Here is a 23,237-nt window from a genome sequence, read left to right as displayed (position 1 = left end):
ATCAGGATGTCTGTTGCAGCGCTTCTCAGCGCATAAGCACCACTTCCTCGGCGCTGGTCGGGTGGATCGCCACGGTTTCGCGCAGGTCCTGCAAGGTGATGCCGCGCTTGAGGGCGACGGCGAAGCCCTGCAGGATTTCGTCGGCGGCCTCGCCCATCAGGTGGATGCCGACCACGCGGCGCTCTTCACCGACGCAGACCAGCTTGAACAGGCTGCGCTGCGGCACGTCGGCCAGTGCATTCAACATCGGCCGGAACGCGGCGCGATAGACGTGTACGGCCTCGTCGCCGTGCTCGGCGCGCGCGTCGACCTCGGTCAATCCGACCTGGCCAAACGGCGGATGCGAGAACACCACGGTCGGGATGTCGCGCTGGTCGAGCACGGCCTGGCTGCCACCGTAGACGCGGTCCATCAGGCGGCGCGCCGCGGCGATCGCGACCGGCGTCAGCTGCGCGTTGGCGGTGATGTCACCGACGGCATAGACGCCTTCGACACTGGTTTCATGGCGCTCGTTGACGGCGATGTAGCCGTCGGCATCGGTGGCGACACCCACCTCCTCCAGCCCCAGGCGCTCGCTGTTGGGGCGGCGCCCGGTGGCGAACAGCACTGCATCGTAGCGATCGCTGGCGCTGCCGTCGGCAAGGCGCAGGCGCACACCGCCGCTGTCGGATTCCACCGCGGCCAGGTGCTGGTCGAAGCAGATGCGGACGCCAGATTGGCGATAGTCCTCGGTTAGTTGCTCGACCACGTCGTGGTCGAAGCCCCTGAGCAGGTGCGAACCACGCACGTACATCTCGACCCGGCTGCCCAGCGCCTGCAGCACGCCGGCCAGCTCCACCGCGATGTAGCCGCCGCCGACAACGGCCACGCGCGCGGGCGCGGCGCGCCACTGGAAGAAGTCGTCGGAAACCACGCCCAGGTTGGCGCCGGGAATGTCCGGTCGTTCCGGCCGTCCGCCGGTGGCGATCAGCAGGTGGCGGGCACGCAGCCGCGTCCCGTTCTCGCATTCGACCGTGCGCGCGTCGACCAGGTGCGCGCGCATCGGCGCGAGCACGATGCCGGCCGCGTCCAGGCGGCGCCGGTAGCTGGCATGGATGCCTTCGATGTAGCGCTCGCGGTGGACGATGAACTCAGGCCAGTTCAGCGCTGCCGGCTGCACCGGAAAGCCCAGCGTCGGCGCGAGCTTCAGCTTCGCCGCCACCTCCGCGGCCAGCCACATCGCCTTCTTCGGCACGCAGCCGACGTTGACGCATGTGCCGCCGAGCAGGTTCGGTTCGAGCAGCGCCACGCGCGCGCCATGTTCGGCCGCGCGGAAGGCGCCTGCCAGGCCACCGGATCCGCCCCCGATCACAATCAGGTCGAATTCGCTGGTGGCGGGACTCGTGTTCATTCGAATCGCTCGATGCGGAAGGGCGCAGGATCGATCGCCGGATCACGCCCGGCGATCAGGTCGGCAACCAGCTGGCCAGTCGCCGCGCTCATGCTGACGCCCATCATGCCGTGACCGGTTGCCAACCAGATGTGATCACGCCCCGGCACCGGGCCGATGATCGGGACGTCGTCGCAGCTCATCGGGCGCCAGCCGAACCATTGCTCCTGCTTCTGCGCACCGACCGGTTCGTGCAGGTACTCGCCGGCACCGCGCTCCAGCGCGGCCAGGCGGCGCGGATTGAGGCTGTCGTCGAAGCCGCTGAACTCCATGGTACTGCCGAGGCGGTAGCCGCTGCCCCACGCCGTCACGCAGACCTGGCGTTCGCGCAGCACCAGCGGGCGCCGGGGCACGAGGGCCGGCGATGAATAGGTGATCGAGTAGCCCTTTCCCGGCTGCATGGTCCGTTTCAGTGCCGGCGCGCCGATGGCATCGGCCAGCTTCGGCGACCAGGCGCCCAGGGCCATCACTACTTCGCCCGCCAACAGGGTGCCCTGCCCGGTGGTCACGCGAACGCCGCCCTGCTCGGCCACGGCCCCGACGAATGCGCAGTCCTCGACGATGGTGCCGCCACGCTCGCGCACCACGCGCGCCAGCTCGGCGACGTAGCGGTCCGGACGCAGCACCGCATCGCCATTGAAGCGGATCGCGCCGGCCAGGCCGGGCTTGAGTGCCGGCTCCATGGCCTCGTAGGCACGGCCGTCGACGACATCGACGGCAACGCCCAGCTCGCGCAGCAGGCCGACCTCTTCGAGCGTGTGCTCGAAATAATCCTGGGTGCGAAAAATGTAATCCTCGCCGGACGGCGCGAACTCGCAGGCCAGCGAATACTGCTCGACCCATTGCGCCAGTCGCGCGCGCGAGTCGTTGAGGATCGCCGACTTGGCCACCGCGCTGGCACGCCAGTCGCGCTCGTTGCAGCGCAGGGCGAAGCGCAACAGCCAGGACCACAGGCGCGGGTCGAAGCGCGGCGGCACATACAGCGGCGCATCCGGGGTCAGCATCCAGCGCAACGCCTTAAGCACCACGCCGGGTGCGGCCAGCGGCGGTGCATGGCTGGGCGTGATCGTGCCGCAATTGCCGTGCGAACTGCCGCCGCCGATGCGGCCGGCATCGATCACGCGCACGCTTCGGCCGGTTTCCAGGAGGGCAAGGGCGCAGGCCAGGCCGATCACGCCGGCGCCGACGATCAGGACATCTTCGCGTTGTTCCATGGGGGCAAGTTTAATCGCTTGGGTAGGCTCGGCCATCGGACAAAGGTCTTCTCGATTGTTGCGTGTTGATCCCTGGCGCAGTGATCAGCGTGCGCGCATCGCTGGAAAGTGCCGATACGTCCATGCCCGCCAGAGCCATTCGGCCGGGCCATGGCGGAAGTACGCCAGCCAGACCCGGCTGAGCAGCACCTGCAGCGCGAACCCCACCACGACACCCGCCACCTGCCAGCGCCTGGGCACGCTGCCCCACAGACCCAGCCCATGGCCATAGAACAGCCAGGTGCCGACCAGCGATTGCAGCAGATAGTTGCTGAGCGCCATCCGTCCGGCGGGTGCAAGCAGGCCGAGCACGCGAGCGCCCAGGGCCGTCTGCAGCGCGCCGACGACCAGCGCCAGATAGCCAAGGCTCATCAGCGGGCTGGCGGCCAGCATCAGCGCCATGGCCAGCATCGCGTGCGCACTGTCCTGCTTCCAGTCCAGGTGCACCGTCACTGACGCACCAAGCAGCGCCAGCACCAGTCCGGCCGGCAGGGCGAAGCGGCGCAAACGGCGATACAGCAGCGCGTGCGCGGCCGGGTCGGCCATCGCGCCGCTGCGAAGCAGCCAGGCGCCGATCAGGAAGATGCCGAGGGCGAAACACTCGAACACCAGCATTTCCGGGATATGGGTCAGCAGGTAACGCGCACGGACAGCGGTCGCCTGCCACCACGAGCCGGTGGAATAAGCGGCGATCTCGGCGGCACGCGCAGCCTGTTCGGCGGCCTCGTGCGCGGCATCGACGTGGTCGGCCGCGGTCGAGCCGCCCGCCTGCATGGCGAGCATGACCGCCGACATCAGCAGCAGGCCCAGCACCGGCGCACCGTACAGCAGCGCGCCCAGGCGTCCCTGCTTCTGTGGCGATGCATCGCGGAACAGCAGCAACAGCAGCGCTCCGATGGCGTAGGTGACGAGGATGTCGCCAGCCCAGATCGCCACTGCGTGCACCAGGCCGATGACCAGCAGGCCGAGGCTGCGGCGCACGTACAGTTTCGAGAAGCCGCCGTCGGCCGTGTGCGTGCGCGTGGCCATCAGTGCGAAGCCCATGCCGAACAGCAGCGAGAACAAGATCCAGAACTTGCCCTGCACGAACACGTAGATCAGCCACGACAGCGCGTAATCGAGTCCGTGCAGCGCCGGATCGACGCCGCTGCCGACATCGGCCAGTGGACGGCCGAAATACTCGACGTTCATCAGCGCTATGCCGAACAGCGCGAACCCGCGCAGGACATCAAGCGTGTGCAGACGTTGGCGCGCTTCGACAGGCGCCAGCGCAACCGCCTCGGTCATGGTTGTGCCTGTGCCGCGCCCTGCCAGCCCGGACCGCGCACCACGCGTCCGGGTTTGGCACCGGTGTGCTCGCCTCCGCGAAGCACCTGCACGCCGTTGACGAACACGTCGCTGACGCCGGTGGCGTACTGCTGCGGCTTGGCGAAGGTGGCGTTGTCGCGAATGGTGGCCGGATCAAACACCGCGATGTCGGCGAAGCAGCCGACGGCGAGGCAGCCGCGGTCCTTGAGCTTCCAGGTGCGCGCAGGCAGCCCGGTCAGGCGGAACACGGCCTGCTCCAGCGGCATCAGCTTCTGCTCGCGGACGTAGTGGCCAAGGAAGCGGGCGAAGTTGCCATAGGCACGCGGGTGGGTGCTGGACTTGAGGAACACGCCTTCCGGCGCGGACGACTCGGCGTCCGAGCCCAGGCTGACCCAGGGCTGGCGCAGGCCGAGCGCGACGTTGTCCTCGCTCATCAGGAAGTAGGCCGTGTCCACGCGCGAGTCGTCTTCGATGATCAGGTCGATGACGGTGTCCTCGATCGTGGTGCCGCGGCGCTTGGCAACCTCCGCCAGGGTCAGGCCGGTCAGCGGCTTGAGCTTGTCGCTCCTGAAACCGATGAACTGCACGCGTTCGGGCGAGCCGGCCTGCAGGCGCAGGTTTTCCCAGTCGCCGTCGATGCGTTTCATCTCGGCGATGATGCGGGCGCGCGTGGCCGGATCCTTCAGGCGACGGATCATCGCGTCGTGGCCACCGTCCTGCACCCACGGCGGCAGGCTCGCGTCCAGGCCGGTCGCGCCGGCCGTGTAGGCGTACATGTTGGCGGCGATGTCGACGCCCTGCCCGCGCGCGCCATCGATGCGCGAGATGGCTTCGGCCATTTTCGGCCAGTTGCCCTGCCCGGCCGCCTTGAGGTGGTAGACCTCGACGTGCTGGCCCGTGGCGCGGCCGATCGCGATCGTCTCGTCCAGCGCCTCCAGCATTCCATTGGCTTCGCTGCGCATGTGCGCGACGTAACCGCCACCGGATTCGGCGGCCGCCTGCGACAGCGCGATCAGCTCGTCGGTGCGCGCATAGAACCCCGGCGGATAGATCAGCGAACCACCAACACCGAGCGCACCTTCGCGCATCGCCTGGCGGACCTGCTCCTGCATCCGCGCCAGCTGTTGCGCATCGGGCTGGACATCGGCCTCGCCCAGCTCGTGGATGCGCACTGTGGCGGCGCCGACGAACGAGGCGACGTTGGGCGTGATGCCGCGGTGTTCCAGGTACTCCAGGTACTGACCGAGCGTGGTCCACTCGATCGGATAGCGGATGTCGCCCTGCAGCTTGAGGGCCTCGGCCTTCATCGCCGGCGTCAGCGGTCCCATCGACCAGCCTTCGCCGAAGATCTCCAGGGTCACGCCCTGGCGCGTGTCGCTCTGGCCGCGGCCATCGGCGATCAGTGATTCGGTGGCCCAGCTGAGCACGTTGATGAAGCCCGGCGTCACCGCCTGGCCATGCGCATCCACTTCCTTCGTCGCCTGCACCGGCGCGCCAGGCGCCAGCAGCGCGGCGATGCGGTCGCCGCGCACGGCGACATCGACGCGCCTGGCCGGTGCACCACTGCCGTCGAAGACCTGGCCGTTGCGGATCACCAGGTCGTAGTGCGGAGCTTCCGGCGGAGCCGGCCCGGTACAGGCGGTCAGCGCGAGGGCGAGAGCGATTGCGGACGGACGCAGCACGGACAGTCTCCTCAGAGTTTCCAGCCAACCATGTTCCAGGACCACATCAGTACGGCGGCAAAGGCGAAGATCGCGACGGCGCCGGTGTGCCGCAGCTTGCGCCAGAAGCCCCAGGTGCGTGCCCGCCATGCCGGCCACAGCTGCACGATGCACACCAGCGTCAGCAGCATGACCGGCAGCGCCCACCACAGCGCCAGCCGCAGTGGCAGGCCCGGGTAGCTGAACATCAACGCATCGCCGCCCTGGACGATGCCGACAGTGGCGACGGCCAGCAACACACCCAGCACCAGCCAGGCCGCCGCGGTGATGTACAGCCATTGCGCGCTGCGCATCGCCGCCATCGCCTCGCCGTTGCGGCGCTTCCAGCGCCGCATCCAGGCACCGGTGATGACCGCCAGCGCGGTCAGCGCCGCCAGCACGATCAGTGCGATCAGCAACTGCGAGTCATCGAGCGTACCGGCGCGGTCGTAGACATCGTGGCCACCGGGGCTGACGAAACCGGTGACCGCACCGTCCTGGCCGACGAGGAAGGCCAGGCGCCCCGGACCCTGCAGGGCGCGGAAGACGTGCGGCTTCTCTTCCACCCAGCGCGAGCTTTCACCGCCTGCGGTCAGGGTCAGGTAGCCGTCGTCGGTGACCGCGACGGTGGCGGCGCTGGCGAGCAGCAGTTTCTCGAAGCCGCGGAACGGTCGGCGTTCGCCCAGGTACTTGCCGGCGTAGACCACGCCCCGCGTGGCGAAGTCCTTCGGCGGCGCCGGCAGTGCGGCGTCGCGTGCGCGCGGGAAATAGCGCTGCAGCAGCAACTGCGGCAGTTCCGCGGCCAGTCGCGCGCCGTTGTCGGTGTTGGTCGAGACGAACACGCCAAAGCCCAGCTCCGGCACCGCCACCAGGTTGGAATGGAAATACAGCGTCGCGCCGCCATGCTCCAGGCTCTGCACCTGGCCGTAGCGTTTGCGGAAGAAGCCGTAGGCGAAGCCGGTGGCATCGGGCGCGTTGCGGAACAGCGGTTCGCCCTCCAGGCGCGCGAAGGCCGCGGCCGGGATGATCTGGCGGCCATCGAGCTGGCCGCGATTGACCAGCATCGTCAGGTAGCGCGCCATGTCGGCGGCATTGCTGGAGACACTGCCGGCCGGCGCGATCTGCGCGATGTACTCGAACGGTTCGCTGGTGTAGCCGCCGCCTTCGCGTTTGAAACCCTGTGACCACAGCCCCTGGAAGCGCGCATCGGCACTGCGCGCGTCACCCTGTCCGAGCGGCTCGCGGAAGGTCGTCAACGGCATGCCCATCGGCTCGAACAGGTCGCGCTCGGCCAGCGTCTCGAACGGCACGTCGTTGACCCGTGCCAGCACGGCGCCAAGCAGCGCCAGCGAATAGTTTGAGTAGACCGCATGCGTGCCCGGCGCACGCACCCGCGCCGGCCGGTGATTGAGCAGATAGTCGTGCAGGCTGAGCGAAGTCTCCGGCGCACTGGCGAACAGGTGGCCGAGCGCGGTGTCCTCGTAGCCGGCGCTGTGGGTGAGCAGGTGGCGCACCAGCACCGGCGGATAGCCGTCATCGGGCAGGCGCAGGTCGGCGGGCAGGTAATCGTTGACCGGTGCGTCGAGCGACAGCTTGCCGGCGTCGATGAGCTTGAGCGCTTCCAGGTAGGTGAACGTCTTGGACACCGAACCGACGCGGAACAGCGTGCGTGCCGGATCGACATCGCGATGCGGCGACTGCGCGGCCATGCCGTAGCCGCGCAGCAGCAGCGGTCCCTGCTGATCGACCACGGCAACGGTGACGCCGGCGATGCCGAGGCGGCGCATGTAGCCTTCGATCACGCCGTCGACATAGGCCGACAGGTCGGCGGCATCGACCGCGCGCGGCGGTGGCGGCGCAAGGGCGTCGGTCGTGGCGGCTGGAGTGTCGGCAGGAGCCGCAGGCAATGCGACTTGAGGCGGCGCGGCGGCATTCGCCATAGCGACCGTGCCCATCGCCAGTGCCAGCGCGACGAGCCGCGCCCAGTGCAAGCCAGTTGCCGCCATTGACGCCCCCCTCCCCAGGAGAAGCGCCGATTAAAGCATGCGCGTGGCGAGCGGGGGCAAAGTCAAAATGGATCCCGGCGTTTGCCGGGATGACGTGATGGGTCTGGAAGCGTGACGGCCTGGGTCCCGGCTTTCGCCGGGACGACGGGACCGGCGACGACGGGACGGAGACAACGACACAAACGAAAACGGCCCGCATGCGCGGGCCGTCGGTTCGCTGAAGGGAACTCGGCGATCAGTGCTGATGACCACCTTCACCGTGGACATGGCCGTGCTCGACTTCTTCCGCCGAAGCCTCGCGCACTTCGACGATCTCGATCGCGAAGTGCAGGTCCTTGCCGGCCATCGGATGGTTGAGGTCGACGTCGACCACGCTCATGCCGACCTTCTGGATCGTGACGGCGCGCGGACCGAAGTTGGTCGGCAGCACGGCCTGCATGCCCGGCTCGAGGCGCGCACCCTGGAAATGCTTCTTCGGCACGCGCTGGGTCAGGCCCTCGCGGCGCTCGCCATAGGCATCGACCGCAGCGACGTCGACTTCGAACTTGTCGCCGGCGACATGGCCTTCCATCGCCTTTTCCAGGCCCGGGATGATGTTGCCGTGGCCGATCAGGATCGCCAGCGGCTCGCGGCCTTCCGAACTTTCAAGCGTCTCCTGGCCCTGCTCGGAAACGGAGTAATGGAAAAGGACGACGCGATCTTTCTCGATGTTCATTGCAGGGGGCTCGAAATGGAGTGCTGCCGCCGATACGGCAGCTGGGGGCGGCGACGGCTTGACCGTCGGCAACATGAACGGCCAAGCTAATGGCCGTGACGAAAGCGCCGCATTATCCCGGCAAGACCGCCCCCGCGCCACTGCGCGGAGCGCGCGCCATTTCTCTCGTGCTGCTGTGCCTGGCCCTCGCCGCCTGCGGTGGCAACCAGCAGGCCGTGCGCCAGTCGCGGCCCCCGGCCCGCTCGTGGCCGGCGGTGCAACCCCAGGACCCGGTCGCCGCCAATGCGGTGCTGATGCGGGCGATCAGCCTGGTCGGCACGCCCTACCGGTACGGCGGCAACACGCCCGAAGGCGGCTTCGACTGCAGCGGGCTGGTCAACTATGTCTACCGCGACATGCTCGACCTGCGCCTGCCGCGGACCTCGCGCGACCTGGCCAGCTTCCAGGGCCCGCGGATCGTCCCCGACCGCCTCGCCGCCGGCGACCTGGTGTTCTTTGGCCAGGGCGGCAACGTCAGTCATGTAGGCATATATGTAGGCGAAGGCCGCTTCGTGCATGCGCCCAGCACTGGCGGAACCGTCCGACTGGACACCCTGGACGGCAGCTACTGGCGGGACCACTACAGCGGTGCCAAGCGTGTGCTGAACTAGGTGGTTCAGTAATTTTACTGAACGGGGACTTGGACTTAGCGGTGGCACGAATTGTGACCATCCACAGCCTACTTAATGACTTTTTAACGAAAAATGAACCCAATCCAAGGGTTTGGCAGGCATGATCCCCCGGTCGACGACTTCGTGATGACCGCGTGACGCTCAACCCGCCCCGCTCCGGCCAAGCCGCCGTAAGCTCCCGCCGCCCCTTCCGGGCGAGCGTCCAATTCTTCCTCGCTGCCATGCTGGCCGTGCTGGCCGTGCCGGCGTTTGCCCAGCAGGTGCCGTCTTCGTCGCTGGCCGCTGACTCGGCAGACGCCCCGGCCGCCACCACCAGCACGATGCTGCCTGAAGCGATGGGCCTGTCTGACCGCGCCCTGCTGCTGGCCACCGACCTCAACCGCCTGTTCGCCCCGGGTGCCGTCGACGCTGCCGCGTCCGTGCCGCCGGCGCAGCAAGGCAAGATCGCCACCGTCCTGCAGCGCGCGATGGCGCTGCTCGGCACCCCGTACCGCTGGGGCGGCACCGATCCGAACAAGGGCTTCGATTGCAGCGGCCTGGTCGGCTACGTGTTCCGCAACGCCCTGGGCATCGACCTGCCGCGCGTCTCGCGCGAAATGGCCAAGAGCGGCGAGCTGGTCACCGACCGGGCCAAGCTCAACGCCGGCGACCTGGTGTTCTTCGGCCGTCGTGGCCGCGTCGACCATGTCGGCATCTACGTCGGCGAAGGCCGTTTCGTGCACGCCCCCAGTCGCGGCAAGGACGTCCAGGTATCGAGCATGGACACCGGTTACTGGAGCGCGAAGTTCATGCAGGCGCGCCGCCTCGACGGCATCTGAGCGACGCGACAGCACGATCTGGAAAGGCCGCCTCCGGGCGGCCTTTTTCGTGGTTGCGCCGAACAACGTCCTTGGATTCCCGCCTTCGCGGGAATGACGGGCACGAGAGCAACGACGCTGGGCCCCCGCCTTCACGGGGATGACGGTTCCCTTGCCGCGCCGAAGACCGGGCAATGAAATGCCGGAGCGGCGGCTGCCGGGTCGGGGATTGACCCGCAGCGGGACATGGATGTCCCGCGCCCCGCATCGGACAGGATGTCCGACTAAGGGGCGGAGCAATCCCCGACCCGGCAGACGGCGTCCCTCGGAAGACTCACGCCCGAACGCCCGAACGCCCGAACACCCGGACGCTCAGACTTCCTGCGCCACCTGGCTCAACTCGTTCATCGTCGCCTCGATGCCCTTGCTCAGGTCCATCACCTTGAGCGCGTACTCGCCCAGGTGCCGGTCCACGTCTGTGAGCGGCGTCCACGGCGGCACCGGCGTCGGCTTGCCGTCGACGCCGTCCAGCGCGACGAAGACGATCACGCAGTGCGTGCACAACCGGTCGCACTCCGGCCCATCCATCGGATCACGCGCCTTCACGTCGACCGCGAAATGCATGCTGGTCGTGCCCGTGTGCACCAGCTTGGTGTGCACCGTGACCATGTCGGAAATGCGGATCGGCGCGACGAAGCGGATGCCGCCAACGGCCACCGTCACGCTATAGGTCCCGGCCCATCCGACGGCCGCCGCATACCCGGCCTGGTCGATCCACTTCATCACCACGCCACCGTGGACCTTGCCGCCGTAATTGACGTCCGACGGCTCGGCGAGGAAACGCAGGTTCAGTTCACGCTGTCTACCGCTCATGGCTGGGCTCCGCTGGGGGATGCGTGGCTTAAGGATCAGGCGACCGTCGCCCGCACATGGCGCACCACGGCATTGGCCACGCCGTGCACGCCGTTCCTGAGTCGATCGTCGTTGAGGATGCCGTAATCGGGCAGCTTGTCGGCGGCCTGACCGACAGCGACCTGCTGTGGCACTACCAGCAGGCCAAGTTTTGCAAGCGCATCGCGCAACACCAGCAGAGAACGCAGACCACCGAGCGGACCGGGCGATGCCGACACGATGCCGGCGACCTTGTCCTGGAACAACGCGACACCGGACCCGCCGGCGTCGGTCGGCCGCGAGATCCAGTCGAGCGTGTTCTTCACCAGCGCCGGCATCGAACCGTTGTACTCCGGCGTGCTGATCAACAGCCCGTCATGGCTGGCCATCAATGCCTGCAACTGGCGCACCGCCTCGGGCATGCCCGCCGCCTCGATGTCGCCGTCGTAGACCGGAAGCGCATAGTCGCGCAGCTCGATCAGCGTCACTTCGGCCCCGGCAGCGCGCGCGCCCTCGACCAGGACATGGATCAGGCGACGGTTGTAGGAACCCTGGCGCAGGCTTCCGGCAAAGGCGAGCAAACGGGGAACTGCAGCAGGCATTCCTGGCTCCGTGGTGCGTGGGTCGGCGGAGGGACGATTATGCGCGGCACGCGTGAGCTTGCGGCATGGCCGCGCCCGGGCGATCCTCGCGGCCAGACAATCGAGGACGACATCATGGGGCGGACGATCCTGGGCATGCTGGTCGGCGTGGTGGTCGCCGTCGCGGTGATCATGCTGGTGGAAATGCTGGGCCACTCGGCCTGGCCGCCACCGCCGGGCCTGGACATCACCGATCCGGCCAACGAGGCCGCCTTCGCCGCCTTCGTCGCGCAGATGCCGCTTGGCGCCAAGCTCATGGTGCTGCTGGCCTGGCTGCTGGGCACGTTCACCGGCGCCCTGGCCGGGGCGAAGATCGCCCGCCATCAGACCGCCGCCGCGCTGCTGGTCGCGCTGGTGGTGATCTCCGGTGTGCTCGGCATGATCCTGAAGGTCCCGCACCCTGGCTGGCTGTCGGTGTGCGGCCTGGTGCTGCCGATCCCGGTGGCATTGCTGGCGGTGCGATTGGTGTACCGGCGCAACACGCTGCCGAAGGTGTAGGTCGCATCCAGACGCGACGGGTGAACACCGGCACATATCGGCTGCGCCAAAATCGCCGAAACTGTGCGCCCCCCACGTGAGCTGTCGCCGATGCCAATGCCGCGCGTTTCCGCTGTCGCCTCCCTGCTGCTGATCGCGATCGCCTCGTCGGTGGCCGCGGCACCGGCGCAGAAAGCAGAACCGGTCCTGCCGCAATTGAAAGCGTATGAAACCAAGGACGAATGGCGGCAACCGGTGTCGCCGTTCCGCATTGGCGACCACACCTGGTATGTCGGCACGGCCGGCCTGAGCGCATTGCTGGTGAAAACCGATGCCGGTGCCGTGCTGATCGACGGCGGCATGCCGCAGGCCGCCGACATGATCCTGGCGCGCATGCGCGAACTCGGCGTGGCACCGGCCGACCTCAAGTACATCCTGCACAGCCACGCCCACGCCGACCACGCCGGCCCGCTCGCCGCAATCCAGCGCGCCACGGGTGCCCGAGTGGTGAGCAACGCCGAATCGGACGCGCTGCTGGCCCGTGGCGGCAGCGCCGACCTGCACTTCGGTGACGAGATCCAGTTTCCTCCGCTGCGCGCCGATCGCCTGGTCCTCGACGAGGAAGTGCTGGAACTGGGCGGCATCCGCTTCACCGTGCACTTCACGCCCGGCCATACCCCGGGCAGCATGAGCTGGACCTGGGACGACACACGCAACCGCAAGCCGCTGCGCATCGCCTACGTCGACAGCCTGTCGGCGCCGGGCTATCACCTGGCCGGCAATCCGCGCTACCCGCACATCGTCGACGACTACAGACATAGCGTGGACACCGTCCGTGCGCTGCCGTGCGACGTGCTGATCACGCCACACCCGGATGCCAGCGGCTGGACACCGGCCAATACCGCCGCGCCGCATCCGCGACCGATGACGTGCGCTGACTTCGCAACCGGTGCCGCGACACGGCTCGATGACCAGCTCAAGGCCGAAGAGGCGAAGCACTGATGCCGTACACGCCGATCGTGGCCACGTTGGGCTACGTCCTCTCGCCCGACGGCCGCCATGTACTGATGGTTCATCGCAATGCGCGCCCGGACGATCATCAGCTGGGCAAGTACAACGGCCTGGGCGGGAAGCTCGAACCGCTCGAGGATGTCGTCGCCGGCATGCGCCGCGAGATCCATGAAGAAGCCGGAATCGACTGCGAGGAACTCAAACTGCGCGGCACGATCAGCTGGCCCGGCTTTGGCAAGCACGGCGAGGACTGGCTGGGCTTCGTGTTCGTGATCACGCGCTTCAGCGGCACGCCGCATGCGAGCAATCCGGAAGGCACGCTGGAATGGGTGCCGCTGGAAAAGCTGGACGAGCTGCCGATGTGGGAAGGCGACCGCAACTTCCTGCCGCTGGTGTTCGACGACGACGCACGCTCGTTCCATGGCGTGATGCCCTATCGCGATGGGCGCATGGTGTCGTGGTCGTATTCGCGGGTATGAGTGCCACGACGGCACGAGGAGCGGCCGCACTCGCCGCACTGCTGGCCTCCGGCTGCGCAACCGCTCCACCGACCGCGAACAGCGAGGCGGCATCGCCGTCCGGCCAGGTCGGCATGCGCGACATCAGCGCCGTCATTGCTCCGACGACGCGGATGCAGCTGGCCGACAACGAATCGTTCCTGATGCCACTCGACGACAGCGCCAACGCCACGCCGACCTACCCGGACGCACTGCTCGCTCAGCGCCTGCCCGCGCAGATCGTATGCATGCGCGTCAGTGTCGACCGCGACGGTGCCGTCACCTCATCGGCACCGCTGGTGAAGATGCCCGAATGCCCCGGCCCGGAGCTTGTCGATGCCGCCTTCTTCGGCGCGGCAGCCAAGGCCGTCGCCGGCTGGCGGTTCGATCCAGCGCTGCGCTGCGTGTTCCCCGATGCGAAGACGAAAGAGGACACGATTGCCAGCTGCGGCGAGTTCCAGGCGATCCCCGAGGCGGTCAGCCTGACCTACCGTTTCGTATTCGAGCAGAAGGACGGCCGCGGCAGCGTCCGCGTCCTCTAGCAAACCGGGGTCAGAGTACCTTTTCGGAGTACTTTTCGAATCGGGGTCCGAATCGGGGTCAGAGTGCCTTTCTCTCAATACTGACATCTCCGGACTGCTCAGCCCGACCGACGGCCGCCGGCCCAGATGCAACGATGCCCGCGACTCCCCAGAGACCGGACAGTGCCCAGGGCCAAGCGACTCGACCTCCCCGGTGTGCCGCAGCACGTCGTGCAGCGCGGCAATGATCGGCAGCCGTGCTTCTTTCGTGAATCCGACTATCTGCACTACCTGCAAGACCTGCGCGAGGCGGCTGTGAAGTTCGGCTGCGGCATCCATGCTTACGTATTGATGACCAACCATGTCCACTTGCTCGTCACGCCCGAGCAGGCAGGCGGCATCGGCCGGATGATGCAAGCCATTGGCCGACGCTATGTCCGCTACATCAACGACACCCGTCTGCGCACCGGTACGCTTTGGGAGGGCCGATACAAGGCCTGCCTTGTCGACAGCGAGCGCTACGTCCTGACCTGCTACCGCTACATCGAGCTCAATCCGGTGCGGGCGGCCATGGTGACTGGCCCCGATCAGTACCGCTGGTCCAGCTACGGACACAACGCGCAGGGCCGGTTCGACCCGCTGGTTTCTCCTCACCCCACGTACCTGCAACTCCATCGCGACGAACCGGGCAGACATGCGCGCTACTGCGCACTCGTGTCGTCCGGTCTGCCAACCGAGGAACTTGAGGCAATACGGCTGTACGTGACGCGCCAACGCGCCCTGGGAGATTCGCGCTTCCAGGCTGAGATCGAGCGGCAGTTGCAGCAGCGCGCGGGCTTGGGGGTGCCCGGTCGTCCGCGTCGTGGCAAGTCGGAAAAGGTACTCTGACCCCGTTTTTAGATCCGGCCGATCTCGGCACGTTCGCCTTCGGCGATGCCCAGGTTGCTCGAGGCGGCCTCGTAGACTTCGCGGTCGAGCATGCCGGTCTCCTTGGCGACCAGCACCGGCACCAGCATCTGGCCGGTGACATTGGTCATCGTGCGCATCATGTCGAGCACGCGGTCGATCGCGACCAGGTAGCCGATGCCTTCCAGCGGCAAACCTGCCGCCGACAACACCAGGGTCACCATCACGATCGCCGTGCCCGGCACGCCGGCCGTGCCGAAGCTGCCCAGCACCGAGGCGATGAGGATGGTGAAGTACTGGCCCGGCTCCAGGTGCAGGCCGAAGTACTGCGCGACGAACAACGATGTCAGCGCCGGGTAGATCGCCCCGCAGCCGTCCATCTTGATGCTCGCGCCCAGCGGCACGGCGAATGCGGCGTAGTCCTTGTCGACGCCCAGGTTGTGCGTTACCGAGCGGATCGCCGCCGGCATCGCCGCGAAGCTCGACGAGGCGACGAACGCCACCTGCATGCCCGGCGCGGCGCCGCGGAAGAACTTCAGCGGATTGAGCCCGTGCGCCAGCAGCAGGCTGCCGTAGACGAAGACGATGTGCAGCGCGCACGCCAGGTACAGCGCGAACACGAACGTGCCCAGCGGCAGCAGCTTCTCGAAGCCGTAGGCGCCGACCAGCGAAGCGATCAGGCCGAACGTGCCCAGCGGCGTCAGCTCCAGCACGAAGCGGGTGACCTGCACCATCGTGTCGCTGGCCTCGGCGGCCAGCTTGCGCAGCGTCGCGGTGCGCTCGCCGAGCTTGACCAGGGCAAAGCCAACCAGGCCGGCGAACACGATCACCTGCAGGATCTTGCCTTCGCTCAGTGCCTTGAACGGATTGGTCGGGATGACGTCGAGCAGCACCTGCGTGGCCGACGGCACTTCGCGCACGGTGTAGTCCGGCGCGACCGTCAGCCCGGCCAGGCCGTGACCGGGTTGCAGCACCCAGCCGACCGACAGGCCGACACCCACCGCCAACGCCGCGGTGATCGCGAACCAGACGAACGTGCGTCCGCCCAGCGCCGCCACCGACTTCTGGCCGTGCAGGCTGCTGATGGCGTTCATCACCGCGAAGAACACCAGCGGCACGGCGATCATCTTGATGCCGTTGACGTAGATCGTGCCGAGCGGACCGAACCAGGTTTCGGCGGAATGGCCGAACAGCCATCCGGCTAGCGCACCCAGCACGAATCCGGCCAGCACGCGCTGCCAGAACGGGATGCGGAGCCAGGCCGAAACCACCTTCATCGGAACCGTCGCTTTGCGTTACTTGTCGGATTTGCACGATATCCCAGCCGGAACTGGGCTGCGACCCCGTGAGTGCAACGCCGGTGTCCCAGCACTGCAATAACGCACTGCATAATCGCGGTTTCGCCTGCCGATACCCCTGCCCGATGTCCCGACTGCCGCACGCCTGCCTCTCCCACGCCATTACAGGGCTCGCCATCACCGTGCTCGCCAGCGCCTGCGCCAGCCAGGGCGTCCACGCGCCGTCGGCGGCCTCCGCCGTGGCGGTCGACGTGCCCGTCATTGCGCACCCGAAGGAAGAGACCCCGGGCTGGTGGTTCCGCGACGGCGCGGCACAGGCGGCACAGCGTGGCGCCATGTCGGGCAAGGCCAGGAACGTGATCCTGTTCGTCGGTGACGGCATGAGCCTCACCACGGTCGCCGCCGCGCGCATCCTCGATGGCCAGCGCAAGGGCGGCTCGGGCGAAGAGAACCGCTTGAGCTGGGAGCGTTTCCCGGCCACGGCGCTGAGCAAGACCTATAACACCGACTCGCAGACGCCCGACTCGGCCGGCACCATGAGCGCGATGGCCACCGGTGTGAAGACGCGCGCCGGCGTGCTCAGCATCGGCCAGCAGGCCGCCCGCCGGAACTGTGCGCAGGCCTTGCAGGCACCGATCCTGACGCTGTGGGAACTGGCCGCGAGCCAGGGCCTGGGCACCGGCGTGGTCACCACCACGCGCGTCACCCATGCCACGCCGGGCGCGACGTTCACGCACTCGGCCGACCGCAACTGGGAAAACGACGTCGACATGCCCGACGAGGCAAAGGCCGCCGGCTGCATCGACATCGCGCGGCAACTGATCGAAACCCCCTACGGCAACGGCCCGGACGTGCTGATGGGCGGCGGCCGCGGCGAGTTCATGACTGCCCAGCAGTCCGACCCGGAATACGACGACAAGGTCGGCCAGCGCCTCGACGGCCGCGACCTGATCGCGCAGTGGAAGCAGCGACATCCCGGAGGCTCTTATGTCTGGAATGCGCAGCAGTTCGCCGCCGCGCCGACGCAGGGCCCGCTGCTTGGACTGTTCGAATACGACCACATGCAGTTCTCGCACGACCGCCCGAAGGACGGCGCCGGCGAACCGACGCTGGCGGAGATGACGCGCGCCGCGATTGCGCGCCTGCAGCGCAACAGCAACGGCTACGTGCTGCTGGTCGAAGGCGGCCGCATCGACCATGCCAACCATTACGGCAATGCCTACCGCGCACTCACCGACACCATCGCCCTGAGCGAAGCGGTGCAAGCGGCAGCCGAAGCGACGTCGGCCGACGACACGCTGATCCTGGTCACCGCAGACCACTCGCACACGCTGAGCTTCGTCGGCTACCCGGTGCGCGGCAATCCGATCCTCGGAAAGGTCCGCGGCGCCAGCGGCGAGGAAGGCGAGAACGGCGACTACGCCATCGACGCACTCGGCTTGCCTTACGCCACGTTGAGCTACAGCAATGGTCCCGGCTATGTCGGCGCGAGCGCGCAGCAGCCCGAGGGCCCGAAGAAATTCCTGCATTCGGTCAGCGGCGTGCAGATCCCCAAGCGGGGCCGTCCCGACCTGCGCAACGTCGACACCCAGGATCCGGACTACCTGCAGGAAGCGCTGATGCCGATGAGCGCCGAATCGCACGGTGGCGATGACGTCGGCATCTGGGCGCGCGGCCCCGGCAGCGATGCGGTGCGCGGCAGCGTCGAGCAGAACGCGATCTTCCACTTCATGCTGCAGGCGATGCCGAAACTGCGCGACGGCCTGTGCAAGGCCGGCGACTGCGACGGCAACGGCGTGCCGGTGACGCTTCCGGACCCGGCGAAGTTCCGCTGAGGGCTGCGTCGTAACAGGTGAGTCAGAACGGCTTGGCGATCACCAGATACACGATCGCCACCAGCAGCAGCACGGGCAGCTCATTGAACCAGCGCAGCGCCTTCGACGAAGGCAGCGCCTTGCCGGCTTCGACACCCTTGAGCCAGCGTCCGCTGACGATGAAGTACGCCAGCATCACCGCGACCAGCGCGAGCTTGGCATGCAGCCAGCCGCCGCTGATCTTGAAGTGCAGCCACAGCGTCAGGCCGAGCACGAAGGCGAGGCCGAACATGATGTGGCCGAAGCGGTAAAGTCGCTTGCCCATCAGCACCAGGCGCGCGCGCACGGCCGCGTCGTCGCCGGCTTCGGCGAGGTTGACCAGGATCCGCGGCAGGTAGAACACCCCGCCCATCCAGGCCATCACGAATACGAGGTGCGCGGTCTTGGTCCAGAGATAGGCCATTGGGTTCTGCTCCGAAATGCGGGCAATAGGATCGCATACCAGTCCATCCCTTCCCGTCACCGTCATCCCCGCGAAAGCGGGGATCCAAGGACGTTGGCTCTCCTCGCGGGGATGAAGGGCGGAAGGTGATTGCTACTGCGGGAACCCCATCCGGTTACGATGCCCCGTCCCGCGCCAGCCGCAATCGATCGATCCGATGAGCAAGCAGTACGACCAGAGCTACTTCGACCGCTGGTACCGAAAGGGCGCCAGCAAGGACCACGCCGTCGGCAGCGGTGTGCGGCTTGCGCGCAAGGTCGCACTGGCCGTGGCCACCGCCGAGTACCACCTGGAACGGCCGATCCGCAGCGTGCTCGACATCGGTTGCGGCGAAGGCGCCTGGCGCGCACCGCTGCTGAAGCTGCGGCCGAAACTGCAGTACCTGGGTTTCGACAGCAGCGAATATGCGATCGCCCGCTACGGCGCACGGCGCAACCTGCATCTGGCGCGCTTCGCGGACTTCCAGCACCTGCGCCCTTGCCCGCCGGTGGACCTGCTGGTGTGCAGCGACGTGATGCATTACCTCGACACTCGCGAACTCGATCGCGGCCTGCCGGCGTTGGCCGAGCTGTGCGGTGGCGTCGCCTTCCTCGAAACCTTCACCCGCGAAGACGAGACCGACGGCGACAACCACGAGTTCAAGCAGCGGCCGGCACGCTTCTATCGCCAGCGCTTCCAGGCGCTGGGCATGACCGCACTGGGTTCGCACCTGTGGCTGGCGCCGGCCCTGGCCGATCGCCTGGTCGCCCTCGAACGTCCCGCGTAGGAGCGAGCTTGCTCGCGATAAGCATCTGGGCGCTTGCAGACCGCCCGTTCGCGAGCAAGCTCGCTCCTACCGGACCCCAATTCAGTTTCACGCCCTGCCGATCCCTTATGCTGCGTCGCAGCAAACCGCCAACCTGACCGGATTCGACGAATGCTCTATCAGATGCACGAGCTTGGACGCGCCTGGATGGCCCCGATGACCTACTGGGCCGAAGCCAGCGCCAAGATCTTCGGCGCCAACGGCGGATGGTTGTCGTCGTTGCCGGGCGCGGCGCAGGCCGCCGCCGGCTACGAACTGATGTACCGGATCGGCAAGGACTACGAGAAGCCCGAGTTCGGCATCCACTCGGTCGACATCGACGGCGTCGCCTACCCCGTCGTCGAGCGCGAGATGCTGCGAAAGCCGTTCTGCCGGCTGCTGCGCTTCAAGCGCTACGCCGACGACGCCGGCAACCTGCGCGACCTCAAGGACGATCCGCCGGTGCTGGTCGTCGCGCCGCTGTCGGGCCACCACGCCACGCTGCTGCGCGATACCGTGCGCACGCTGCTGCGCGACCACAAGGTCTACATCACCGACTGGGTCGACGCGCGCATGGTGCCGACCAGCGACGGCGAGTTCTCGCTGGACGACTACGTCGCCTACATCGAGGAGTTCATCCGCCACATCGGCGCCAAGTCGCTGCACGTGATCAGCGTCTGCCAGCCGACCGTGCCGGTGCTGGCCGCGGTGTCGCTGATGGCCGCGCGTGGCGAGGACACACCGCGTTCGCTGGTGATGATGGGGGGCCCGATCGACACCCGCCAGAACCCGACCAAGGTCAACGACCTGGCCACCGACAAGCCGCTGTCGTGGTTCGAGAACAACCTGATCCACCACGTGCCGCAGAACTATCCGGGCCACGGTCGCCGCGTCTACCCGGGCTTCCTGCAGCACGTCGGCTTCGTGGCGATGAACCCCGAGCGCCACTTCACCTCGCACTGGGATTTCTACCAGGACCTGGTCAAGGGCGATCTCGACGATGCCGCCGCGCATCGCCGCTTCTATGACGAGTACAACGCCGTGCTCGACATGCCGGCCGAGTACTACCTGCAGACGGTGCGCATCGTGTTCCAGGAGCACCTGCTGCCGCGCGGCCTGTGGGAGGTGCGCGGCGAGCGCGTCGACCCTTCGCGCATCAACGGCACCGCCCTGCTGACGATCGAGGGCGAGCTGGACGACATCTCCGGCCAGGGCCAGACCCGCGCCGCGCACACGCTGTGCACCGGTGTATCGGAAGCCGACCGCGAGCACCTGACCGTCAAGGGGGCCGGCCACTACGGCATTTTCAGCGGCCGTCGCTGGCGCACGCAGGTGTATCCGCAGGTGCGCGACTTCATCGCCCGCTATGCCGTTCCGGTTGAATCGAGCGGGGACGCACCGGCCAAGCCTTGATTCACGGGCGCTTCGCCCAGATCACGAAGGTATCCCAAGCCGAGCAAAGGAACCTTCGATGGATTGTCCTGTCTGCCGCGACGTGAAACTGGCGATGACCGATCGCCAGGGCATCGAGATCGATTACTGCCCGCAATGCCGGGGCGTCTGGCTTGACCGTGGCGAGCTCGACAAGCTGATCGAGCGCGCCACCGCCGAAGGCGGCCGCCAGCCGGCTCCGCGACCGCAGCACGGCCCGCCGCCGTCGCCGTACCAGTCGCGCGACTCGCATGGCGGCTATTCCGAGCATCGGCACAAGAAGAAGAAGAACCTGCTGGGCGAGTTGTTCGACTTCTGAACCCTCACCGTCATCCCGGTGAACGCCGGGATCCATCTTGATCGTCATCCCGGCGAACGCCGGGATCCATCTTGATCGTCATCCCGGCGTACGCCGGGATCCAGGGGCAGTCGCGTCAACTTCAAGTCACTGGGTTCCCGCCTTCGCGGGAATGACGGGCCTTCCCTCACCGTCATCCCGGCGAACGCCGGGATCCAGGGGCAGTCGGGTCAACCTCAAGTCACTGGATCCCCGCCTTCGCGGGAATGACGTCTGCGTCAGTTGTACTGCGCCGTCTTGACCAGCATGTGCTTGGCCAGCAATCCGTGCATCTGGCCGAACAGGCGCACCAGGTGCATCGTCGCGAACAGCAGCAGCACGCCGCCCAGTATCGCCAGCGGCCACAGCCACGGCTCGGCCGCACCGAACACCACGATGTCGTCGACATACAGGTGCGAACCAAACCCGAGCAGCAGCGCGATCGGGGCCGCGATCATCGACAGCGACACCGTCAGACCCACCACCGTCACGGTGAAGTAGAGGATGCCCAGCGGCAGCATCATCAGGAAGTACAGCTGCGTGGCCCAGGTGCGCGGATCGATGAAGAGATCCTTGATGCGCTCCAGCAACGGCTGCCCGCGGGTCCCGTAGAGCGGCCTGCGCGGCATGCGCTCGCCCAGCATCGTCTCGACGATGCGACCCTCGACCAGCGACAGCATCTTCACCGATCCGAAGTACAGGATCACGAACGGAATGCCGATGATCAGCACGCCCAGGCCCGCCGACAGCGAGATGCCCGTGACCACCCAGGTGAAGTAGAAGATGCCGGTGGCCAGCGACAGCAGCATGTAGAACAGCGCGCCGTACGTGCGCGGCTCGGCGATCACGCCGAAGAACTGGCCGAGCAACGACTTGCGCGGCGGCGGCGCCGGCGGCCGCAATGCCGTCTGCACCTTGACCTCGGTGTCGCGGTAGATGTCGGCGACTTCGTCCGGTGCACCGTAACTGCTGGCGACGGCGACGATGACATCGGCCTCGGACTTGCCGGGGTTCTCCGCCAGTTCCGAGCGCAGGTATTCCTCGGCGTCGTACAGCGCGTCCTGCACCAGCGCCGGATCGGCACCGGCCAGTGAGCGACGCAGGTGTTCGAGGTATTCGGGAATCGTGGTCGGCAGGCCGGCGCTGCTGGAATTGAACGCGTTCATTTGTCAGGTCCTTCAAGGACGGTATCGACGGAATCACGGGTGGCGCGCCAGGCGGTGATCCATTCCTGCAGGACCGCACGACCGGCATCGGTGATCTGGTAGTAACGACGGGGCGGGCCGGACATCGACGGCTCGACATGGCTGTCGAGCAGGCCGGAGGCACCAAGGTTGCGCAGCACCGGATACAGCGCGCTCTGCTTGCCGCTGAGCACACCCTCCCCGGTCCGCTCCAGGCGCTTGGCGATCTGGTAGCCGTACATCGGCTCGCTCGCCGCAGCCAGGACTGCCAGCAGCACCAGCGACACGGTGCCGGCACTGAGCTCCTTCTGGAATTTGCGAAGCTGGGTGTCGAGGTCGGTCATGGCACTGGGTCCACGGGGTCTTGCGGGGCGGGGGTCCCGCTATGCTGATGGCAACACTACTATCAAGTTCTATATACAGAACCTGCCATTAGTCATGAGCCCGCCAGTGGGCCGTTCATGGCCTTGCCGCCCCCTCGACCGCGTCCCTGTTATCAAGGCCTTGCGCCGTATTCCAGGCGGCGAGGAGAGGATCGCGATGCCACGGGGTGACAAATCCGCCTACACCGACAAGCAGAAGCGCCAGGCCGAACACATCGAGGACAGCGAACGCGAGCGCGGCATGCCCGAAGAAGCTGCCGAGCGCATCGCCTGGGCGACGGTCAACAAGCGCGACGGCGGCGGCAAGAAGTCCGGCTCGGGCCGCAAGAGCGCGAAGAAGGCGACGAAGAAGGCCGCAAAAAAGGCGACGAAGAAGATTGCGAAGAAGGCTGTAAAGAAGGCAGCCAAAAAGGCCACCAGGAAGGTTGCAAAGAAAGCGACGAAGAAGACCGCCGCCGCAAAAAAGGCAACGAAGAAGACCGCCAGCAAGGCAACAAGCAAGGTCGCGAAGAAGGCAACGAAGAAAGCTGCAAAAAAGACCGCGCGCAAGACACCGGCGCGAAAGACAGCACGCAAGCGGACGGCCAGCCGGCGCGCCAGCTCCAACGGTGCATCAACCTGACCCAGCGCGGCACAGTCGGACAATCGTTCTGACCACCGGCATTCCGGCGCGGCTGAAAG

24 protein-coding genes are annotated in these 23,237 nt (G+C 67.2%); 12 read left to right on the top strand and 12 right to left on the bottom strand.

All coding sequences use genetic code 11. The features are described 5' to 3' along the window. Window positions 1–25 precede the first annotated feature (25 nt). The 6 genes from gorA to AC3A3Q_RS16025 all read right to left on the bottom strand — a co-directional run bounded on the left by gorA (window position 26) and on the right by AC3A3Q_RS16025 (window position 8,411). A complete protein-coding gene (gene gorA / locus AC3A3Q_RS16050; protein ID WP_487587172.1) occupies window positions 26–1,390 on the bottom strand; it encodes a glutathione-disulfide reductase in 1,365 nt (454 codons plus the stop codon). Then, window positions 1,387–2,643 (bottom strand): NAD(P)/FAD-dependent oxidoreductase, encoded by a 1,257-nt coding sequence (locus AC3A3Q_RS16045; protein WP_487587171.1) that lies wholly within the window; start codon window positions 2,641–2,643, stop codon window positions 1,387–1,389. The genes gorA and AC3A3Q_RS16045 overlap by 4 nt, the downstream gene beginning before the upstream one ends. 84 nt (window positions 2,644–2,727) lie before the next feature. Continuing rightward, the gene (locus AC3A3Q_RS16040; protein WP_487587170.1) at window positions 2,728–3,969 is read right to left on the bottom strand and encodes a DUF418 domain-containing protein; all 1,242 of its coding nucleotides are present in this window, start codon (window positions 3,967–3,969) and stop codon (window positions 2,728–2,730) included. Continuing rightward, window positions 3,966–5,672, bottom strand: a complete 1,707-nt coding sequence (locus AC3A3Q_RS16035) for an N-acyl-D-amino-acid deacylase family protein (protein WP_487587169.1) — start codon at window positions 5,670–5,672, stop codon at window positions 3,966–3,968. The genes AC3A3Q_RS16040 and AC3A3Q_RS16035 overlap by 4 nt, the downstream gene beginning before the upstream one ends. An 11-nt stretch (window positions 5,673–5,683) precedes the next feature. Continuing rightward, window positions 5,684–7,696, bottom strand: a complete 2,013-nt coding sequence (locus AC3A3Q_RS16030; protein ID WP_487587168.1) for a serine hydrolase domain-containing protein — start codon at window positions 7,694–7,696, stop codon at window positions 5,684–5,686. A 235-nt stretch (window positions 7,697–7,931) separates the two neighbouring features. Further along, entirely contained in the window at window positions 7,932–8,411 is a 480-nt protein-coding gene (locus tag AC3A3Q_RS16025) for an FKBP-type peptidyl-prolyl cis-trans isomerase (protein WP_200609446.1), read from the bottom strand. Window positions 8,412–8,500: 89 nt separating this feature from the next. Between AC3A3Q_RS16025 and AC3A3Q_RS16020 the strand changes: the two genes are divergently transcribed. Together AC3A3Q_RS16020 and AC3A3Q_RS16015 are read left to right on the top strand one after the other, a co-directional pair. Further along, complete coding sequence (locus AC3A3Q_RS16020) at window positions 8,501–9,061, top strand: C40 family peptidase (RefSeq protein WP_487587167.1); 561 nt, start codon at window positions 8,501–8,503, stop codon at window positions 9,059–9,061. 155 nt (window positions 9,062–9,216) lie between these two features. Then, window positions 9,217–9,900 carry a C40 family peptidase gene (locus AC3A3Q_RS16015; protein WP_487587166.1) on the top strand — a complete coding sequence of 228 codons (684 nt, stop codon included), beginning with the start codon at window positions 9,217–9,219 and terminating at the stop codon, window positions 9,898–9,900. Window positions 9,901–10,251: 351 nt separating this feature from the next. On the opposite strand, the gene AC3A3Q_RS16010 is transcribed toward AC3A3Q_RS16015, so the two are convergent. Next, window positions 10,252–10,752 (bottom strand): acyl-CoA thioesterase, encoded by a 501-nt coding sequence (locus AC3A3Q_RS16010; protein WP_200609452.1) that lies wholly within the window; start codon window positions 10,750–10,752, stop codon window positions 10,252–10,254. 35 nt (window positions 10,753–10,787) lie between these two features. Beyond that, window positions 10,788–11,372: an NADPH-dependent FMN reductase gene (locus AC3A3Q_RS16005; protein WP_487587165.1), complete on the bottom strand. Its 585-nt coding sequence runs from the start codon at window positions 11,370–11,372 to the stop codon at window positions 10,788–10,790. Window positions 11,373–11,411: 39 nt separating this feature from the next. On the opposite strand from AC3A3Q_RS16005, the gene AC3A3Q_RS16000 reads away from it, so the two are divergent. The 5 genes from AC3A3Q_RS16000 (at window position 11,412) to AC3A3Q_RS15980 (ending at window position 14,805) form a co-directional block, all read left to right on the top strand. Continuing rightward, window positions 11,412–11,909, top strand: coding sequence for a hypothetical protein (locus AC3A3Q_RS16000; protein WP_487587164.1), 498 nt, complete (start codon window positions 11,412–11,414; stop codon window positions 11,907–11,909). 96 nt (window positions 11,910–12,005) lie between these two features. Continuing rightward, the gene (gene bla, locus AC3A3Q_RS15995) at window positions 12,006–12,890 is read left to right on the top strand and encodes a subclass B3 metallo-beta-lactamase (protein WP_487587163.1); all 885 of its coding nucleotides are present in this window, start codon (window positions 12,006–12,008) and stop codon (window positions 12,888–12,890) included. Further along, the gene (locus tag AC3A3Q_RS15990; protein ID WP_487587162.1) at window positions 12,890–13,378 is read left to right on the top strand and encodes an NUDIX hydrolase; all 489 of its coding nucleotides are present in this window, start codon (window positions 12,890–12,892) and stop codon (window positions 13,376–13,378) included. Before bla ends, AC3A3Q_RS15990 begins: the two co-directional genes overlap by 1 nt. Then, window positions 13,375–13,938 (top strand): hypothetical protein, encoded by a 564-nt coding sequence (locus AC3A3Q_RS15985; protein WP_487587161.1) that lies wholly within the window; start codon window positions 13,375–13,377, stop codon window positions 13,936–13,938. The genes AC3A3Q_RS15990 and AC3A3Q_RS15985 overlap by 4 nt, the downstream gene beginning before the upstream one ends. 195 nt (window positions 13,939–14,133) lie before the next feature. After that, window positions 14,134–14,805 (top strand): transposase, encoded by a 672-nt coding sequence (locus tag AC3A3Q_RS15980; protein ID WP_487587160.1) that lies wholly within the window; start codon window positions 14,134–14,136, stop codon window positions 14,803–14,805. Window positions 14,806–14,813: 8 nt separating this feature from the next. On the opposite strand, the gene AC3A3Q_RS15975 is transcribed toward AC3A3Q_RS15980, so the two are convergent. Next, window positions 14,814–16,100 carry a dicarboxylate/amino acid:cation symporter gene (locus AC3A3Q_RS15975; RefSeq protein ID WP_487587159.1) on the bottom strand — a complete coding sequence of 429 codons (1,287 nt, stop codon included), beginning with the start codon at window positions 16,098–16,100 and terminating at the stop codon, window positions 14,814–14,816. A gap of 146 nt (window positions 16,101–16,246) precedes the next feature. Here AC3A3Q_RS15975 and AC3A3Q_RS15970 point away from each other — a divergent pair, with 146 nt between their 5' ends. Further along, a complete protein-coding gene (locus AC3A3Q_RS15970) occupies window positions 16,247–17,956 on the top strand; it encodes an alkaline phosphatase (protein WP_487587158.1) in 1,710 nt (569 codons plus the stop codon). A gap of 22 nt (window positions 17,957–17,978) precedes the next feature. Here the strand turns inward: AC3A3Q_RS15970 and AC3A3Q_RS15965 are convergent, their stop codons facing one another. After that, the gene (locus tag AC3A3Q_RS15965) at window positions 17,979–18,398 is read right to left on the bottom strand and encodes a CopD family protein (RefSeq protein ID WP_200609468.1); all 420 of its coding nucleotides are present in this window, start codon (window positions 18,396–18,398) and stop codon (window positions 17,979–17,981) included. Between the two features lie 196 nt (window positions 18,399–18,594). Between AC3A3Q_RS15965 and AC3A3Q_RS15960 the strand changes: the two genes are divergently transcribed. The 3 genes from AC3A3Q_RS15960 (at window position 18,595) to AC3A3Q_RS15950 (ending at window position 20,971) form a co-directional block, all read left to right on the top strand. Further along, window positions 18,595–19,203, top strand: coding sequence for a class I SAM-dependent DNA methyltransferase (locus AC3A3Q_RS15960; protein WP_487587157.1), 609 nt, complete (start codon window positions 18,595–18,597; stop codon window positions 19,201–19,203). A gap of 150 nt (window positions 19,204–19,353) precedes the next feature. Next, the gene (locus AC3A3Q_RS15955; protein WP_487587156.1) at window positions 19,354–20,634 is read left to right on the top strand and encodes a polyhydroxyalkanoate depolymerase; all 1,281 of its coding nucleotides are present in this window, start codon (window positions 19,354–19,356) and stop codon (window positions 20,632–20,634) included. Window positions 20,635–20,692: 58 nt separating this feature from the next. Further along, the gene (locus AC3A3Q_RS15950; protein ID WP_487587155.1) at window positions 20,693–20,971 is read left to right on the top strand and encodes a TFIIB-type zinc ribbon-containing protein; all 279 of its coding nucleotides are present in this window, start codon (window positions 20,693–20,695) and stop codon (window positions 20,969–20,971) included. Window positions 20,972–21,228: 257 nt separating this feature from the next. Here AC3A3Q_RS15950 and AC3A3Q_RS15945 read toward each other — a convergent pair whose 3' ends face one another. Together AC3A3Q_RS15945 and AC3A3Q_RS15940 are read right to left on the bottom strand one after the other, a co-directional pair. Beyond that, a complete protein-coding gene (locus AC3A3Q_RS15945) occupies window positions 21,229–22,155 on the bottom strand; it encodes a sensor domain-containing protein (protein WP_487587154.1) in 927 nt (308 codons plus the stop codon). Next, window positions 22,152–22,517 carry a PadR family transcriptional regulator gene (locus AC3A3Q_RS15940; protein WP_487587153.1) on the bottom strand — a complete coding sequence of 122 codons (366 nt, stop codon included), beginning with the start codon at window positions 22,515–22,517 and terminating at the stop codon, window positions 22,152–22,154. The genes AC3A3Q_RS15945 and AC3A3Q_RS15940 overlap by 4 nt, the downstream gene beginning before the upstream one ends. 196 nt (window positions 22,518–22,713) lie before the next feature. Between AC3A3Q_RS15940 and AC3A3Q_RS15935 the strand changes: the two genes are divergently transcribed. Next, window positions 22,714–23,178: a hypothetical protein gene (locus AC3A3Q_RS15935; RefSeq protein WP_487587194.1), complete on the top strand. Its 465-nt coding sequence runs from the start codon at window positions 22,714–22,716 to the stop codon at window positions 23,176–23,178. Window positions 23,179–23,237: the final 59 nt, after the last annotated feature.

The organism is Lysobacter sp. Soil_C_59 (assembly GCF_057656415.1).
This window is presented reverse-complemented; position numbering and strand designations above follow the sequence as displayed.